The 16,456-nt window shown below is 46.7% G+C and carries 13 protein-coding genes; 12 read left to right on the forward strand and 1 reads right to left on the reverse strand.

Annotated features, from left to right (window positions below):
* Positions 1–625 precede the first annotated feature (625 nt).
* Entirely contained in the window at positions 626–2,326 is a 1,701-nt protein-coding gene (locus tag J0656_RS05930) for a helix-turn-helix domain-containing protein (protein ID WP_207032275.1), read from the reverse strand.
* Positions 2,327–2,692: 366 nt separating this feature from the next.
* Between J0656_RS05930 and J0656_RS05935 the strand changes: the two genes are divergently transcribed.
* From J0656_RS05935 to J0656_RS05990, 12 genes are all read left to right on the forward strand, one after another.
* Positions 2,693–3,346 (forward strand): hypothetical protein, encoded by a 654-nt coding sequence (locus J0656_RS05935; protein ID WP_207032277.1) that lies wholly within the window; start codon positions 2,693–2,695, stop codon positions 3,344–3,346.
* Positions 3,333–3,602, forward strand: coding sequence for a hypothetical protein (locus tag J0656_RS05940; RefSeq protein ID WP_207032279.1), 270 nt, complete (start codon positions 3,333–3,335; stop codon positions 3,600–3,602). Before J0656_RS05935 ends, J0656_RS05940 begins: the two co-directional genes overlap by 14 nt.
* 38 nt (positions 3,603–3,640) lie before the next feature.
* A complete protein-coding gene (locus J0656_RS05945) occupies positions 3,641–4,486 on the forward strand; it encodes a helix-turn-helix domain-containing protein (RefSeq protein WP_207032281.1) in 846 nt (281 codons plus the stop codon).
* A gap of 96 nt (positions 4,487–4,582) precedes the next feature.
* Positions 4,583–5,257: a hypothetical protein gene (locus J0656_RS05950; RefSeq protein WP_207032283.1), complete on the forward strand. Its 675-nt coding sequence runs from the start codon at positions 4,583–4,585 to the stop codon at positions 5,255–5,257.
* A gap of 282 nt (positions 5,258–5,539) precedes the next feature.
* Positions 5,540–5,974, forward strand: a complete 435-nt coding sequence (locus tag J0656_RS05955; protein WP_207032284.1) for a hypothetical protein — start codon at positions 5,540–5,542, stop codon at positions 5,972–5,974.
* 192 nt (positions 5,975–6,166) lie between these two features.
* Positions 6,167–6,466, forward strand: coding sequence for a DUF4134 domain-containing protein (locus J0656_RS05960; protein WP_207032286.1), 300 nt, complete (start codon positions 6,167–6,169; stop codon positions 6,464–6,466).
* A gap of 11 nt (positions 6,467–6,477) precedes the next feature.
* Positions 6,478–6,912: a DUF1896 family protein gene (locus tag J0656_RS05965; protein WP_207032287.1), complete on the forward strand. Its 435-nt coding sequence runs from the start codon at positions 6,478–6,480 to the stop codon at positions 6,910–6,912.
* Between the two features lie 56 nt (positions 6,913–6,968).
* Positions 6,969–12,455 carry a helicase-like domain-containing protein gene (locus J0656_RS05970; RefSeq protein ID WP_207032288.1) on the forward strand — a complete coding sequence of 1,829 codons (5,487 nt, stop codon included), beginning with the start codon at positions 6,969–6,971 and terminating at the stop codon, positions 12,453–12,455.
* Between the two features lie 60 nt (positions 12,456–12,515).
* Complete coding sequence (locus tag J0656_RS05975; protein ID WP_207032289.1) at positions 12,516–13,055, forward strand: alpha/beta hydrolase family protein; 540 nt, start codon at positions 12,516–12,518, stop codon at positions 13,053–13,055.
* Positions 13,027–13,347, forward strand: a complete 321-nt coding sequence (locus J0656_RS05980) for a DUF4133 domain-containing protein (protein WP_207032290.1) — start codon at positions 13,027–13,029, stop codon at positions 13,345–13,347. Before J0656_RS05975 ends, J0656_RS05980 begins: the two co-directional genes overlap by 29 nt.
* 6 nt (positions 13,348–13,353) lie before the next feature.
* Positions 13,354–13,905, forward strand: a complete 552-nt coding sequence (locus J0656_RS05985) for a hypothetical protein (RefSeq protein ID WP_207032291.1) — start codon at positions 13,354–13,356, stop codon at positions 13,903–13,905.
* A gap of 50 nt (positions 13,906–13,955) precedes the next feature.
* On the forward strand, positions 13,956–16,445 hold the full coding sequence (locus J0656_RS05990; protein ID WP_207032292.1) for a TraG family conjugative transposon ATPase: 2,490 nt from the start codon (positions 13,956–13,958) through the stop codon (positions 16,443–16,445).
* Positions 16,446–16,456 lie beyond the last annotated feature (11 nt).

Consider the following 16,456-nt stretch of genomic DNA (forward strand, 5'->3'; position numbering starts at 1 on the left):
GGTGGAATAAGATGGTAGCGAAACGGTGTCGATCAATGTTGGCACATCATGGTACGGCAGTGCTGCTGCCGGATCACATTTTTTGTAAAGGGAACTTTTATGGGGAGTTAATCACACATACCCCAGTTCTCCACAATGCAAAAACAAGAAGCGTCTTTATATAGATACACGGGACCATGACTGTAGCCATTGCTGGCACTTTTCCCTTTGGGATGGGGACACATCCGGCTCCGAAAACGGACCGGAAAAACGTTTTGGCCATGGACTCCGATGGATTTCAACCCCTGGGGCCCAAAATCATTAATATGGTATGGAATGGTCCAAAGTTATGAATATTAATCAAATAAATGGGTAATCAAAATGACCATAAGCCAACATTTACATTATCAGTAATTACGTTATTAAACCGAAAAATCCCCATTTTATAAGGGATTTCTGTAGAAAGTCCTACCACCATTCCGGCTTATGTTAGCGGCTAAAAATTTTCAAACTACCGATAACAATTTAGAAAGAATTCACTTTTCCTACAACTCTGTGAAAGTTTATTCATCGTTTAAATCTGGTGATTTTCCCTTTTTATACCAAGCATTGCATAAAGCGGAGCAATACCCTATCAAAATCACGGTCAGGCCCTGCTCAGGGTATTGCTATCTCGGTCCGGGTATGTTTCCTGTTCGTCCAGGACCTTGCAAAAATAGGCTGGTGATCTACCCGTGCGATGTTTGAAGGCCTTTACAAAACGCTGGACACTGCTAAACCCTGCCTCTTTGGCCAGGGACTGATAGTTGTAGCTCCGATAGATCTTCTGTTTGGTAAAAAGGTAAATGACATAGTCCACCTTCAGGTCATTGAGGTATTCAACAACCCCTTTACCCTTATAATGGTTAATGATCCTGGAAAGGTACTTGTTGTTCGCATTAAAGGAAGCGGCAAGTTTCACCAGGTTAAGGTCCTCCTTTAGAAAGTCTTTGCCCATCTCGAATTTTTCCAGTTGTTTCAGTATGTCCTGAACCACCCCGGGATTAATGTCCAGGTCATCAGGCTTAAAATCCAACTCTTTCGCTGGCCTGGGTTTGCCCTCATTGATCTCCCGCATTAAATTGGAGAATTTGCGCTTATCCCTGTAGCGCCGATAGGCCATGACCATGGCGACCAGTACCAAGGCCCCTGTGGCCATGCCCCAACGGGCATCACTGGTCTTATTGTCGGCCAAAAGGGCCTCTATCTCACTTTCCTTTTGTAGTAGTTCACGGTGTGTATATTCTTTATGGATCTTTCCGGACAGGTATCGGTAGGTACTACCCAAGACCTTATCCGCTTTTAGTAATTGCTTGATGTAGTACAATTGGAGTTCCTGGTTCCCCAAGTTTTCATAATGGCCCATCAGGAGTTCGTAACCTTCCCGGAGATCTGGCCGCAGATAGTCACGTTCGTTAAAAATGTCGTCCACTTTTTTGAAAAAGGAAATCGCCCGATCGGGCTCCCTTAAGGCCCAATAGCTTCTACCTATATAAAAGTATCCGACCGAAACATTGCCAAAATCACCCTTGTCCGCGATAGTAGGCACTACCACCTCAAGTGTTTCAATGGCCAGTTTATAGTTTTCCCTGAAATAATGATTGATCCCTTCGGAATGTTTGAAATAGATATCCATGCTATGGTTTTTCAACCTGTCGGCCTCGGCCAGCCCCATCGCATTGACCTCGGAGGAAAGCCCATAATTGCCCATTCGGTTATAGCAAAGCCCAAGGGAATGGAGACTGTTCAGGTAACCTCGGGTGTGGTTTTCCTTAAAATAGTTGATACAACCTTTGAACAACCTGATCGCATCTTCATAATATCCCAGATAATACTTGATATGGCCTATCATGTATTGCACCTTATATTTCTGGTAGGCATCCTCGGAATGCTTTAGATAATCATAGGCCAGGATGTAATGGTCCAATGCCATGGTATGGTCCTTCTCCCCATAATAGACGAACCCCTTGGTGAGGTACGCCGCGCCGATCAAGGAAGAATCCCTGGATTTGCGGGCTGCATAGATCATACTGTCCGCATAGGTGTGTCTTAACCCTTCATCGGAATGGTGCAGGTAGTTCTTGTACCCATTGACAATCTCTTCAAAGTTCTTTTCTTTTTGGGCCTTTTGTAAAAATGCCCGTAGATAAAGTTGTTCACGTACCGGGATCTTGGTGTTCCTTATCGTATCGAAAAGGACATCATAGCTTTTATTCATTAGGGGTTCCGTCCCTCCTTCAGTCTGTTGTTGGGGCAATATGGTAAATATAGAAATAACGCATAGTACCACAGCGGTTGGTGCATACATAATTAGGAATGTTAAGGTTGGTCACTGGCAATATAAGGCGGGAAATTTTATTGCCAGTATATTCATTATGGCCGACGTACGTGGTCTATAGTAAATATAAATCCATCGTTGAGCTTCACTCAAATTTAGCAAAATCAGTTCAGAAATCGGATGGTTTTAACATTAATAACGACCATCTCCCTACCCCAAAATCAGGTATATCATTTTCCGAAAATGTATATAATATTTTCCGAAAACGATATACCCCGGCCTTGTGTTGTCCGAAACCGCCCTATAGCTTTGTCCCAGGATTCCAAGAGTCTGGTTCAGCTTACCCGGGTGGAATGAACCGATTGAAACCAAAATCGGACATAACACAATTACACCATGAAAACTTTGGCAATCTTTTGTATGGGAGTGGCATGCCTTGCCCTCTCCTGTAGCCCCGACCCTGAACTAAACAATGAATTCCATGCCATCCGCATGGAGTCTTCCCTTACCGATTCTGCCAAGTCAACGAACATTAACGGACTGGCCGGAGCATTGTACAACGAATTTTTTACCCTTCATCCCTTGGATGCTATTTTTGGCTGGAGCCTTATTGAAATCGACCTGGAAGTTCGGTCCTTGTTTACGGAACACGGATATGAACTTTCTGTATCCTCCAATGAGCCGCCTTTGGATGGGGATATCGCATCATTTCTGGCCGGGTCCACACTTTCGGAACCTGCCAGTGAAAGTTTTTTGGTATTCCTGGATTCAATTACGAATACCCCATCCGTTGATTATATACTGGCCTATGGGGTTCAAGTGGCACAACAGTCTACCTGGACCAATGAAGACCAGAGGGTCATCTTAACCACCATTTCCCTCATCAGCGATGAAGAAATTGATCTTTTTGCAGATGACGGGGACCGGGATGATGAGGATTGGGACATAGGAACGGGGAACAAATCATCCACCGTTGTCAACGCCTTGGAAAATACATCGATGGCAATTAGCCTGGCCATATATTATTCCTCCCGTCATGGACTTTTTTGACCGAATGTACACGCTACGTTTTTCGAAACTGGGAACCAGGGTGGTCAATATTTTGCTCGTTGTGATCATATGTTTCAATCTGGTCAATCTCTATTTTGTCTTTGACCTGTACAGTTATCACGAAATCATTAAGTACCTGCCTGACAACTCCCTGAAAAGTCAAATCCCAAGAAAGCTGGCCATTCCGTTGTATCTGAACACCCTGGCAAATATCCTGCTATTGTTCATTTGTCTGATGTCCCGGCTTTCCCGGTAGTATAACCATAAACCGAATATCCCAAATCCAAACCACCTATGACATCCGATTTACCCCATTCCCTTGTTATTACCTACAACAAGGGGTATCAGGAAAGGAATGCAGAATTGCACTTGCCAAGCAGCAAACTTGCCATTTTGATCGTGGACAAGGGTTATCTGTACATTGAGTTGGATGATATTGGCACAACGCTCGAATCCAACGAGCTTTGCATCCTTACCGGGATATATTCCAAATCAGTCCATATTGAGAACAATACGGCAGATCTATGGATTATAGCATTCGATCCAAGTCCTATTTTTCAAGGGAAAGATCTGGAAACAGGTTCTACCTTCCTGGCCTTCCTGAATTCGGTGGGGTACACGAAAATACCACTGAAATCGACAGATCAGGCCACATTGACCCAATGGTTGAGATTACTGGTAAATAAGAACAGTATTAACGACGGTGGCCCGGAAAGGCCAAATATCCGTTTCTGGAATTTAAAATCTTTCCTTCGGGAACTGAGTGAGATCTATTTTCTGAACATTCCCAAACCGGGTAGAGGCTGGCATCGAGACCATATCCTTGTTTCCCGGTTTCTTCAGTTGATAGAAATACATTTCACCTTACAACATTCCGTTAAATGGTACGCTGATACGCTCCTTGTAAGTTCGGATCACCTATCCAAAGTGGTGAAGAAGATTACCCGGAAAACGGCAAAACAATGTATTGAAGAAAGGCTGATCGTTGCAGCAAAAAGCATGTTGCTGAAAAATGCCCCCATAAACAGGATTTGGAACATTTTGGGTTTCAAAACATCCTCACACTTCGGTTATTTCTTCAAAAAATATACCTCGATGGCTCCGTCGGCCTATCGAAAACAATCATTTATTAAAGAGTAATTCCTGCATATATGCTATGCTGGCATGTTCTTGTTATTTTGTATTGCCAGAGATTATGACCGTAAAACCCCGAAAACCGGGCTAAATAGTTTAAGCATGGCACAGGAATATCTCATAGCATGGCTCGATAATTTAGTAAGTATTACACTAAACCCGAAAAAATCCGGAATTCAATCCATAACCAAAAAGCAGGCAGAAGATCTACTGTTGAAAATTAAGGAGGAGACCACAAGCATCCAGTCCAGGCTAAAGCACCAGATATATGCCCTGACCAGGGAAAAACAAATCCGTCTTGTAGTGGTCAACTACCATACTTCATTATTATTTCTGAGAGATTTAATTTCAGACCTACAGGATGAGGAACACTTCCAACGGGAAGAGTTGAAAAAGGTTCTTGAGCAGTTGAGCGTTACTGTACAGGAACTTATTTTGTTTTTGGAGAAACGGTTTGACCATTATATCAAGTCAGGCAGCCTATTAAGGAGATATCCTAAAGCCAAGGTAAGCATCAATGCGAGGGACAAAATATTGTGCAACCTATCCACAGACCAGACGGCGCTGTTCCTACGTGCAGCGGACGAACTAAGGATCATCAAGGCCAAGTCCATGCGGAGTGTATTCAAACATATTGCACCCTACCTTTCCACACCACACAAGAAAGTTATATCTTTTGATGCCATGAGGGTCAATGCCTATAAAGCGGAAGAAAAAGATAAGGAAGTGGTGATTTCCGAATTGAAACGCCTTATCGAAAAAATCAAAAAATATTGACCTTAGTCAGGGGCATTTTTAATGTTTCCCATATTTCATATCCGCAAACCATATTTCCTTTCCTTCGGGAATTACAGAAATCTGTTCCCACCCACTTCCCCAAAATTGGAAAAAACCAAAAAAAAGTAATCGCTGTTAAGCCCCGATTTTATTGAGGGCTACAAGGCTACAACTTGGGCTACAACAAAAAGTTGTAGTTGTGCCGCGCGGCCATTCCCTGTTCCTTTGTCCTGAAATTGAAACCTCCTGCTTGTCGGGTAGGAGCAATTAAAACGCGGAACGATGATGACGGAATGGCACCCTTTTTACACAGCACTGATCCTGATCGTATTGATCTACTATAGCGGGTTACTAATATGGATCAGTTACCACAGGTTCAAAGACCCGCCCCGTCAATTCCCTGTGCCTAAAAAAACCGAAAGCACGGACAACCCGGTACCTTTTGAGGAAACCCCGGATGAAACTTTTCTTAAAGTCGAGGAATTGTCCGAAACCATAAAGAAGACCATTGCCACAGCTTTTGGCAATCATTACAACCGAAGTGAGCTCCTGGATAGTCTGGCAACCGTACTTCGCCAATATCCCTCCTTGCACCACTTTCCTTTTAAAGCGGCCATCCATGAGCTCATCACTTCGGAATGTGAAAAATATGGACCGGTCGGGCTCCGGGACAATGAGTTGAAAGATCTATGGCAGAGCGGGCCCGACCGTCCTTAGTGGAAAAGCTGTTCCTGTCCGTCCCGATGTGAATGTCACGAAAAGGGAGGTTGAAGGGGATGTGATGGCAGCAGCTTTCCACTTTTTATACACGCACCGAACTTATGGAAACCCCTATCCCAAAACCATCTGGACAGGGCAAAAACAAACCTTAATACAGCAAATGAGATGAAAAAATGTACAAGGAAAAGTATGGAAACCAAACGCCCCATTGCCGGGCTGATCCTATGGTTTTACGGTTTTAATGCCCTCGCACAGGACGGCATAGCCGGAATTGACGAGGCCAACCAGCAAGTGCGCAGCTATTTTGATGCAGGAACCAACCTGATGTACGCCATAGGAGCCATCCTGGGCCTTATCGGGGCCGTTAAGGTCTATCAGAAGTGGAACGCCGGAGATCCCGATACGGGAAAGGTCGCAGCCGCGTGGTTTGGCAGTTGCGTATTCCTGGTGGTCGTGACCACGGTAATCAAATCATTTTTTGGAGTTTAAAGGATTCGGTCATGGAAGATACGTTGAAAGAAAAGCTTTGGGCATTCATTGCCGAGAACAATCCGGACCTGATGTTCAGTTTACAGGAAGATTATTCGGTCCTGAAATACCTTAATGGTAAGATCAATGCCCTGCTCCCCCAGCTTGAACAATGGAAAAAGGACAAGGTTCCCGAATACATTATGGAGGACATGGCCATGCGGGAGTTGACCGCTGACCTAAAACCGTCGAAATTCCATTATATCCGCAATATACTGGAAGCGGAATTCGAGACCGACTTTTTACGGTTCAAGGAAGCAGGTGTTCTCACCTATGAGGTAGTGAACCTAATGGAGACAAGTAAAGAAGCCTTCGAGGCCATAAATTTCTCGGAGGAAAACAAAGAGAGCCGTAGGCTTCGATATGCCGTTATGGGCATGATAGCAGCCTACCTGGAGAGTAGGTAAAGGAAAGGGGACAAGATTTTGCACCCTTGGCATTAATGAAGCGTGAACAATGAGGTATGGGATACAATGCCAAAGAAAAATTAGCGGATAATATCGCAGCTATCCGTCTGGCCCTGGAAGACCGCAGCAAACCTTTCAGTGAAAAGGAGCTTGCCCTATTGCGGAACTATTCCGGTTTCGGGGGGATCAAGGCCATACTCTATCCCTATGCGGGCAAAGAGGAATGGGAAAACCTGGGCGCTACCAAGGCCGATCTGCGATTATACCCTAAGGTGCTGGAACTCCATGAACTTCTGGAAAAGCACCCGGAGGTACCATCCTACCGGGAAACCATGGATTCCCTGAAGAATAGTGTCCTGACGGCATTCTATACCCCTGGGGTTGTTCCACAGACCTTGTACAAGGCACTCACTGAACAGGGTATTAATCCCAAACGAATGTACGAACCCAGTGCGGGTTCGGGTGTTTTTGTAACGGAAGCCTTTAAGGCCTTTTCTGAGCTTGAGCATATTACCGCCGTGGAAAAGGACTATTTGACGGGCAAGGTAATCGATGCAATAGGCACTTCCTGGGAGGTATCCTCCGAGGTCCATATCTCCGGGCTCGAAGACACCGCCCAGGATGAAAACGGTCGTTTTGACCTCATCGTCAGCAACATTCCTTTCGGTAATTTCCCGGTGTATGACCAGTCCATCCCCGACAAGGACCTTACCGGAAAGATCCACAATTACTTTTTCGCCAAGGGCCTGGAGAAAATAGCCGATGGCGGGCTCATGGCCTATATTACCACAGATGTATTTTTGAACAACCCCTCCAATCGTCCCGCCCGGGAATATCTCTTTGACCGGGCCGACTTTATCAGTCTTTCCGCAATGCCCGACAACCTGATGCAGGATACCGGGAACACCCTGGCCCCAAGCCATCTTTTGATTGTCCAGAAAAACACCGGGAAGACCAGTCTCTCCGAAGAAGAGGCCCAATTGCTGGAGACAACCCCTCTGACCAATGCGTTCGGGGACTATGCGTTGAACAGTTATCTGCACCACCATCCCGAGATCATCATCGGAAACCGTATCAGTGCGGGCAAGAACCAATATGGGCAGGCAAACCAGTCCATTTGGCATGATGGGAATATCCTTGAAATAGCTTCCCCCTTGCTTTCGAACATCTCCTGGGACGTGCAACTCCGGTTGGACCGGGACCTGTTCCGTCGCGGGCAGGAAATGGCCATGGCCGACCCCTCCCTGCGCCCCAAGAATAAATTCACCTACCTCCCCATGTCCAGTTCCCAGAAGCAGGAATCTGGACTGCAGTTCAGCTTATTTGATTCGGATACCGAAATCTCAAGGGGCATGGATTATATGACGGCTAGGGATGAGGCCGTGATCAATACAAAAAGTGCCCGCATTATAGGTACTTTACGGACCACAGACCTCCCCGACCATGAGAGTGTGGTGTTCCTGACGGCACGGGAAAACAATTCCCATAGGTTCGTCTATACCATTCGCACCAATGTCCAGGAACTGGGAGGTTCCCCTAATTGGTTAAAGGCACCGGAACTGGCCTCCGAAATTTCCAACCTCTCCTTGGAACTGGAAAAATACGGACACTCCTACCTTTTTGAGGGGGATACCTACCTCCGTCAATCCCTCGGGTTCGACGGAAATATCACCTTTCCCGGATTGAAACCCTTTTACCGGGAGGGCACCCTAGTGGTCCATGAAGGGATACTCGGAACGCTTCACCAGATCGATAGGGGTCGGAAAGAAGCCCATTTCCTTCCTTCGGTACAACAGAATAACGCAGCCTTCTTTTCCGCCTATACTACACTTCGTGATGCGTACATGGCCCTCTTCTATAGCGAGACCGGAAGCCTGGGGGAAGAGATATCGGAGCGGGATAGGCAATCCCTTAACCAGCTCTATGAACAATTTACCGGACAATTCGGGAAGCTGAACCACAATGCCAATAGAACGCTTATCGAAAGGGACACTCCCTTCGGCCTTACCATGCTCTCATCCCTGGAACGGAGGTCACCGGAAAAAGGCTATGTAAAGGCCGATATCCTGGAGACTTCTCTACAACCCGAACCAAAGGTTTACACGACCCAAAAGCCGATGGATGCCCTGGTCCGTTCCCTGAACGATAAAGGACGGGTGGACCTGGAATTTATGGCCACCGCCACAGGCCGTACAGAACAGGAGGTCATCATGGTACTGCAAGGACATATCTATCGCAATCCGGAAACCATGGGTTGGGAGACCTCTGACCAGTACCTCAGTGGCAATGTGGTGGAAAAATTGAAAGTGGCCAGGGCGTATGTAAAGGGACATCCGGAAGATACGGAGATCATCCAAAGTCTGGAAGCCCTGGAAAAGGTACAACCCGAGCGTATCGCCTTCGATCTGCTGGACTTCAACCTTGGGGAACGCTGGATACCGGAATCCTATTACCAACGCTATGCCAGTGGGCTTTTTGACCAGGAGGTTAAGGTCTTGTATTTCCCCTCCCTGGATACCTTCAAGGTCCATACCCCGGTGCGCAATATACAGACCAACACGCAGTATGCCATTACCCCCAAGAGTGGACGTACCATGTACGGTTATGTCCTCTTTGAACATGCCCTGGAAAATACCACACCGTTCTTCTCCTATGAAATCGAAGGAGCGGACGGTAAAAAGACCAGGGTCGTGGACAATGAGGCCATACAATTGGCACACCAGAAAATCGAGGACATGCGCAGCGGGTTCATTGATTGGTTACAACAACTCCCGGATGATGAAAAGTACAATTTGGAAAACCAATACAATGTATTGTACAATTGTTATGTGCTGCGGGAGTACGATGGCAGCCATTTGACCTTTCCCGGTCTGGATAAAAATGCCCTGGGCATAGAGGACCTGTACAGCTCCCAGAAAAATGCCGTTTGGCGCAACGTACAGAACCGCGGGGCCCTTATCGACCATGAAGTCGGATTGGGAAAGACCCTGACCATGATCGTAGGGGCCCAGGAGATGAGGCGGCTCGGTATTGTCCGTAAACCAGCTATACTTGCCCTGAAGTCCAATGTAAGGCAAATTGCCGAAACCTATCAAAAGGCCTATCCACGGGCTCGCATTTTATTTCCGACCGAAGATGATTTCACACCCGATCAACGGATAAGGTTGTTCCACGAGATCAAGAACAATAATTGGGACTGCATCCTGATGACCCACGACCAGTTTTTCAAAATCCCCCAGTCCCTGGAGATACAAAGGGAGATCCTTGAGGAGGAACTCTCTTGTTTGGACCTGGACCTGGAAACCCTTAAGAACGAAGGAGGTCAACTGAGCAAGCGTATGTTAAAGGGTTTGGAAATACGCAAGAACAACCTGACCAACAACCTGAAGACCGTAATGGATGCCATCAGCATACAAAGGGATGAAGGGGTCCATTTTGGCAATATGGGCATTGACCATCTCTTTATCGACGAGTCCCATCATTTCAAGAACCTGACCTTTACCACCCGCCATAATAATGTGGCAGGTCTGGGCAATCCGGAGGGCAGCCAAAAGGCCCTGAACATGCTCATGGCCATTCGTACCCTACAGGAACGCTTTCAATCGGACCTGTGCTCCACCTTTCTTTCCGGTACCCCGATCACCAATAGCCTTACCGAGATGTTCCTGATCTTCAAATACCTCAGGCCACGGGAAATGGAGCGGTTACAGATCCAGAATTTTGATGCCTGGGCCGCGGTATTCGCCCGTAAGACCACGGACTTTGAATTTAGTGTGACCAACGAGATCATTTCCAAGGAACGTTTCAGGCATTTTATCAAGGTACCGGAACTGGCCATGTTCTATAATGAGATCACCGATTACAAAACGGCTAGGCATATTGGTCTGGATAAACCTGATACCACGGAGGTATTGGTCAATCTCCCTCCGACCCCGGACCAGGAGGAATTCATCCAAACACTCATAGCGTTTGCCAAAACCGGGGACGGCCGACTTATCGGTCGTCGTCCACTAAGTCCCAAAGAGGATAAGGCCAGAATGTTGATCGCCACCAACTATGCCAAGAAAATGGCCTCGGACATGCGCCTTATCGATGCCGAAAAATACGGGGACCATCCCGGGAACAAGATCAATGCGTGTGCAAACATCGTTGCGGAAATATACCGGGATACCATGGAATATCGGGGAACCCAACTCGTCTTTTCGGACATTGGCACACCCAAATCCGGGCAGTTCAATATTTACGATGCCCTGAAAAAGAAACTGGTCACGGACCACGACATACCGTCGGGGGAAATTTCGTTTATCCACGATTGGTCGGACAAGCGCAAACCCGAGCTGTTCCGGAAAATGAACTCCGGTCAGATACGGGTGCTCATTGGCAGCACCCAAAAGGCGGGCACTGGGAACAATGTACAGCAGCGGGTGGTGGCCATGCACGACCTGGATATACCCTGGAAACCCTCCGAATTGGAACAACGGCATGGACGGGGCGGCCGTCAGGGAAACTGGGTGGCCAAAAAATACCACGACAACAAGGTCCGGGCCTACATATATGGTGTGGAGCAATCCCTTGACAACTACAAGTTCAATCTTTTGAAAAACAAGCAAACCTTCATCAGTCAGATGAAGAATTGCGAAATGCAGACCCGTACTATAGACGAGGGAGCCATGGATGAACAGTCCGGAATGAATTTTTCCGAGTACATCGCCGTGCTTTCCGGGGATACCATGTTGTTGGAGAAATCCAAACTGGAAAGAAAGGTCAACGTAACAGAAGGCTTACGCATAGCCCATTTCCGCGAGGTCTCCCGATCCAAACGGAAGTGGGAAGAAGTACTTGCTGAAAGGGAATCCACCTCAAGCATTTTGGGAAACCTTCGGCAAGACCGAAAACATCTTGAAAGGCAACTACGGTATGATAAGGACGGAAAAAAAAGTAACCCCATAATGCTTAACGGGGTTAAAGAAAAAGATCCGGAAATCCTGGGAAAACGTATTACCGACCTCTTCAATGGTTGGAAACCGGACTCCGACGACATCCATCATCAACAAATAGGGTCTTTATATGGTTTTGGTCTCTATATACGCAGGGAGCATGAACCTTATGAGGAAAAGGGACTACTCAAATATCGCTACCACCATAGGCTATATGCCCAACGGAGCCATGAAGGTATCCGCTACACCTATAACAACGGAATTCCCAATACGGATGACCCCAAAACGGCAGCCCGCTATTTTCTAAGAGCCTTGGGACGTATGGAATCCCTTGAAAAGAAGTATGAAAAGCAATTGCAGTCTCTGGAAAAACGACAAGCTGCCCTGGAAGAACTGACCAAGAAGCCTTTTGCCAAAGAGACAGAACTCCGGAAAATGAAAGATGAGTTGGCTTCACTGGAGCGCAAGATAACCATTAAGATTCATAGTAAACAGCTCGGGGAAACTTCTGGGAAAGAGCTTGTATATAACAAGGCCAGTCCTGAGGATTTAAAAATCCAGACTATCAATAATAAAACCAGGAAATCGTCGAAAGTTAAACTGTAGTGTTGACCGTAGCGGATAAAATTCTTATACAAGTAACACCCAAACCAAATGATCCCTAAAATGGCTCCAACAATCTTCAGTCATATCAAATGCCCCCTACACCGATACACCTTCAGCATCAAGCCGCTTCGTATTTGGGTAGAACAGCAATGTGAGGGTAAGGTACTGAACCTGTTTTCGGGAATCACTCCTTTACAGGTGAGTGAAATTCGCAATGACCTTGACCCTGGTGCCATTGCCGATTACCATTTGGATGCCCTGGAATTCCTCCATCAATGGAGGGGATACAGGTTTGATACGGTTCTTCTCGATCCTCCTTATTCCTATCGAAAGAGCATGGAGCTCTATAAGGGCATCCGGTGCAGTCCGTTCCGTAAACTAAAGGATGCCATTCCACCCCATCTGAACAGGGGCGGCAAGGTCATCACCTTTGGTTATCACAGCGTCGTGATGGGAAGAAGCAGGGGGTTCCATCCCGAGCATATTGGCATTATTAGCCATGGAGGTGCCATCCATGACACTATCATAGCGGTAGAACGCTATAATCCAATAAAAAACAAAACAATGGACCATGACAAACAGTGTATATCAAAACCATAAAGGCATTAACCAAAGTATAGAATTTAAGGGGCTAAAAGCCCAATATATCTGGTACCTGGGCGGTGGGGTGGTCGTACTGCTCATCGTTTTTGCAGGCATGTACCTCATCGGGATACCCGCCCTGGTCTGTGTCCTTATCACTTTAGGTCTGGGCGCCTTCCTGATACTGAAAATCTACCGGATGAGCAAGACCTACGGAGAGCACGGCCTGATGAAAAGACTGGCACAACACCAAATCCCAAAGGTTATAACCTCCCGGTCACGAACTGTTTTTTTTAAACCCGAAAACTGATAGGAAATGGAAGAACATCATAATACACAAGACCAAGAAAAAAACCTGGCATTACGTTTCGCCGGGCTGTTGCCCACCCTGGACATTGCAGGGGACATTTATTGGGTGGACCTGGAAAAAAACTGTTTACGGCCTAAAGGCCCCTACTTTTCAAAGAGAATCAGTTTTAACAGCCTGGAAAACTATTTCTCCTGGACACAGGACACCTATATTTTTACGTACAACAAGCTCAAGCACGAACCCGAGGAAGTCGATTTTGTCGAGCTCTACGATATACCCGACAGTATAATTTTAGTGGAATTTCCTTCCATGGAGCGATTGGACCCTGTAGGGTATGCCCGCCTGCACCAAGAGGATATCTCACTTTATCTGGAAAACCTTGATGTTGACCTACACCACAAGGCCAGTGCCGTCGCGGTAAAACATACCTTGACACAATTGCTTCGACAAGACCAACAATCGCGAGAATTGACCCAAGGTACCATCTCGAAGAGCTCTAAAGACCACAATACATTTCACAAGAAAAAACCAAAAACCAACCTGGGTCGCAGATCATAAAAGAAGTAAAAAGACGAAACATATAACGCCCACCACTAACAAGCAGAGAGATGAAGAAAGAGAAAATGTTGGAGGACCTGTTCCCGATCATGGATGTGCAGCATGACTCTATCCTTTCCAAAAAAGGGGATGTCACCGTGGTATTCAAGGCGGAACTACCGGAGATCTTTACCCTGAGCGACCAGGAGTATGAGGCCTTCCACCAGACCTGGATAAAAGCCCTGAAGACACTCCCCCACCGGACCGTATTCCACAAACAGGACTGGTTTTGGGATACTGCCCATCAACCGGATTTTACCAGGGAGGACATCAGCTTTTTGTCCCATAGCAGCGAGCGATTTTTTAACGAGCGGCCCTACCTGGACCATCACTGCTATATATTTCTGACCAAAATGCCCGATGGCCGTAAGCCTGCAACATCCCTGTTCTCCAACCTGATCCGTCCGACCCTTGTTCCAAAAGATACTCTGGACAGACAGAAATTCCAGGACTTTATGGATGCCGCCGGGCAGTTCAGGCGCATTCTGGAAGACAGCGGGTTTATACAGCTTTCCCTTCTTAAGGAAAAGGATATCTGGAGCAATAAAGAAACGACAGGGCTACTTGAACAATACTGCTTTTTACAACCCTATTCCTCCGGAAAGCTGATCAAAGACCTCGAACTCTCCGGGGAGAATTTACGCATTGGGGACCAGTATGTACAGATCTATAGCCTTGGTGATGCCAGCGATCTTCCCGCACTGTGCGGAAGCCGTATTGATTACGATAGGTACAGTACGGACAAGACCCGGTTCTCCGTAGGTTTTGCCTCTCCCTTGGGCCAGCTACTTCCCTGCAATCACATGGTGAACCAATATGTTTTTATCGGAAATCCCCAGCGGACCTTAAAAACACTGGAGAGCAAACGTCTGCGATTGCAGTCCCTGGCGGCATACAGCAGGGAAAATGCCATTGCCAGGGATGCGGTGAACCAATTTTTGAACGAGGCCATCAGTGAGCAACGCCTTCCGGTCAAGGCCCATTTTAATGTGATGGTATGGACCGATCAAAAAGAGGAATTACCGGAACTTAAAAACAAGGTGTCCTCTGCCCTGGCCCAAATGGATGCCGTGGCCAAGATTGAGACTGCCGGGGCCGGACAGCTCTTTTGGAGCGGTATTCCCGGAAATGCCGCAGACTTCCCCATCAATGACACTTTCGATACGTTCGTGGAGCAAGCCACTTGCTTTTTCAACCTCGAAACGGGCTATCGTTCCTCGATCAGTCCAATTGGCCTTCGCCTGGGAGATCGGCTGACAGGGAAACCTGTCCATGTGGATATTTCCGATGAGCCGATGCGCAAGGGAATCTGTACCAACAGGAACAAATTCATTTTAGGTCCCAGTGGGTCTGGCAAATCCTTTTTTACCAATCATATGGTAAGGAGCTATTACGAACAGGGCACCCATATCGTCCTGGTTGATGTAGGCCATAGCTATAAAGGTTTATGTGATATGGTAGGCGGTTATTATTTTACTTATTCGGAAGAAAATCCCATCCGTTTCAATCCTTTTTATATTGGGGAAGGCGATACTCTCGACACCGAGAAAAAAGAGAGTATCAAGACCTTGTTGCTGGCGTTGTGGAAAAAGGATAATGAGACCTTTAGGCGAAGTGAATACGTGGCCCTCTCCAATGCCCTGACCGGCTATTATGAATATTTATCACGTACACCAAGTGAGTTTCCATGTTTTAACGGGTTTTATGAATACCTCAAAACCCATTTTATATTGGAGCTTGAAACCGATAATGTCAAGGACAGGGATTTTGATGTGAACAATTTCCTCTATGTCCTTCGGCCATACTACAAAGGCGGGGAGTTTGACTATCTACTCAATGCCCGGGAAAACCTCGACCTGCTCGGACAACGTTTTATTGTTTTTGAACTGGACAATATCAAGGACCATCCCATCCTCTTTCCCGTGGTGACCATCATCATTATGGAGGTCTTCATCAACAAAATGCGCAAACTTCACGGGGTGCGTAAAATGATCCTGATCGAGGAAGCCTGGAAGGCCATTGCCCGGGAAGGCATGGCCGAATACATCAAATACCTGTTCAAAACGGTCCGGAAGTATTTCGGGGAGGCCATAGTGGTCACCCAGGAAGTCGAGGACATTATCTCTTCCCCCATTGTCAAACAGGCCATCATAAACAATTCAGACTGCAAGATCCTACTGGACCAGTCCAAATACCAGAACAAGTTCGATCAGATTCAGGAACTGTTGGGGCTGACCGAAAAAGAAAAAGCCCTGGTGCTATCGGTAAATAAGGCCAATGATCCTACCAAGAAATATAAAGAGGTATTCATCAGCCTTGGGGGTATGCTTTCCAAGGTCTATCGTACCGAGGTTTCTTTAGAGGAATATCTGGCCTATACCACTGAGCAATCCGAAAAGGTAAAAGTGATGGAATATGCCCGAAAGTTCGGCGGAAATATCCGCAAAGGCATTGCCGCCCTGGCCTCGGACATGCAAACTGAAAAATCAAGAACGAATTAAATCTATATATC

Origin of the sequence: Flagellimonas aurea (genome assembly GCF_017313785.1) — a bacterium.
In the GTDB taxonomy this organism is placed as follows: domain Bacteria; phylum Bacteroidota; class Bacteroidia; order Flavobacteriales; family Flavobacteriaceae; genus Flagellimonas; species Flagellimonas aurea.

Coding starts and splice junctions, on each gene's coding strand:
- J0656_RS05930 (WP_207032275.1), bottom strand. CDS start 2,326: ATGTATGCACCAACCGCTGTGGTACTATGCGTTATTTCTATATTTACC.
- J0656_RS05935 (WP_207032277.1), top strand. CDS start 2,693: ATGAAAACTTTGGCAATCTTTTGTATGGGAGTGGCATGCCTTGCCCTC.
- J0656_RS05940 (WP_207032279.1), top strand. CDS start 3,333: ATGGACTTTTTTGACCGAATGTACACGCTACGTTTTTCGAAACTGGGA.
- J0656_RS05945 (WP_207032281.1), top strand. CDS start 3,641: ATGACATCCGATTTACCCCATTCCCTTGTTATTACCTACAACAAGGGG.
- J0656_RS05950 (WP_207032283.1), top strand. CDS start 4,583: ATGGCACAGGAATATCTCATAGCATGGCTCGATAATTTAGTAAGTATT.
- J0656_RS05955 (WP_207032284.1), top strand. CDS start 5,540: ATGATGACGGAATGGCACCCTTTTTACACAGCACTGATCCTGATCGTA.
- J0656_RS05960 (WP_207032286.1), top strand. CDS start 6,167: ATGGAAACCAAACGCCCCATTGCCGGGCTGATCCTATGGTTTTACGGT.
- J0656_RS05965 (WP_207032287.1), top strand. CDS start 6,478: ATGGAAGATACGTTGAAAGAAAAGCTTTGGGCATTCATTGCCGAGAAC.
- J0656_RS05970 (WP_207032288.1), top strand. CDS start 6,969: ATGGGATACAATGCCAAAGAAAAATTAGCGGATAATATCGCAGCTATC.
- J0656_RS05975 (WP_207032289.1), top strand. CDS start 12,516: ATGGCTCCAACAATCTTCAGTCATATCAAATGCCCCCTACACCGATAC.
- J0656_RS05980 (WP_207032290.1), top strand. CDS start 13,027: ATGACAAACAGTGTATATCAAAACCATAAAGGCATTAACCAAAGTATA.
- J0656_RS05985 (WP_207032291.1), top strand. CDS start 13,354: ATGGAAGAACATCATAATACACAAGACCAAGAAAAAAACCTGGCATTA.
- J0656_RS05990 (WP_207032292.1), top strand. CDS start 13,956: ATGAAGAAAGAGAAAATGTTGGAGGACCTGTTCCCGATCATGGATGTG.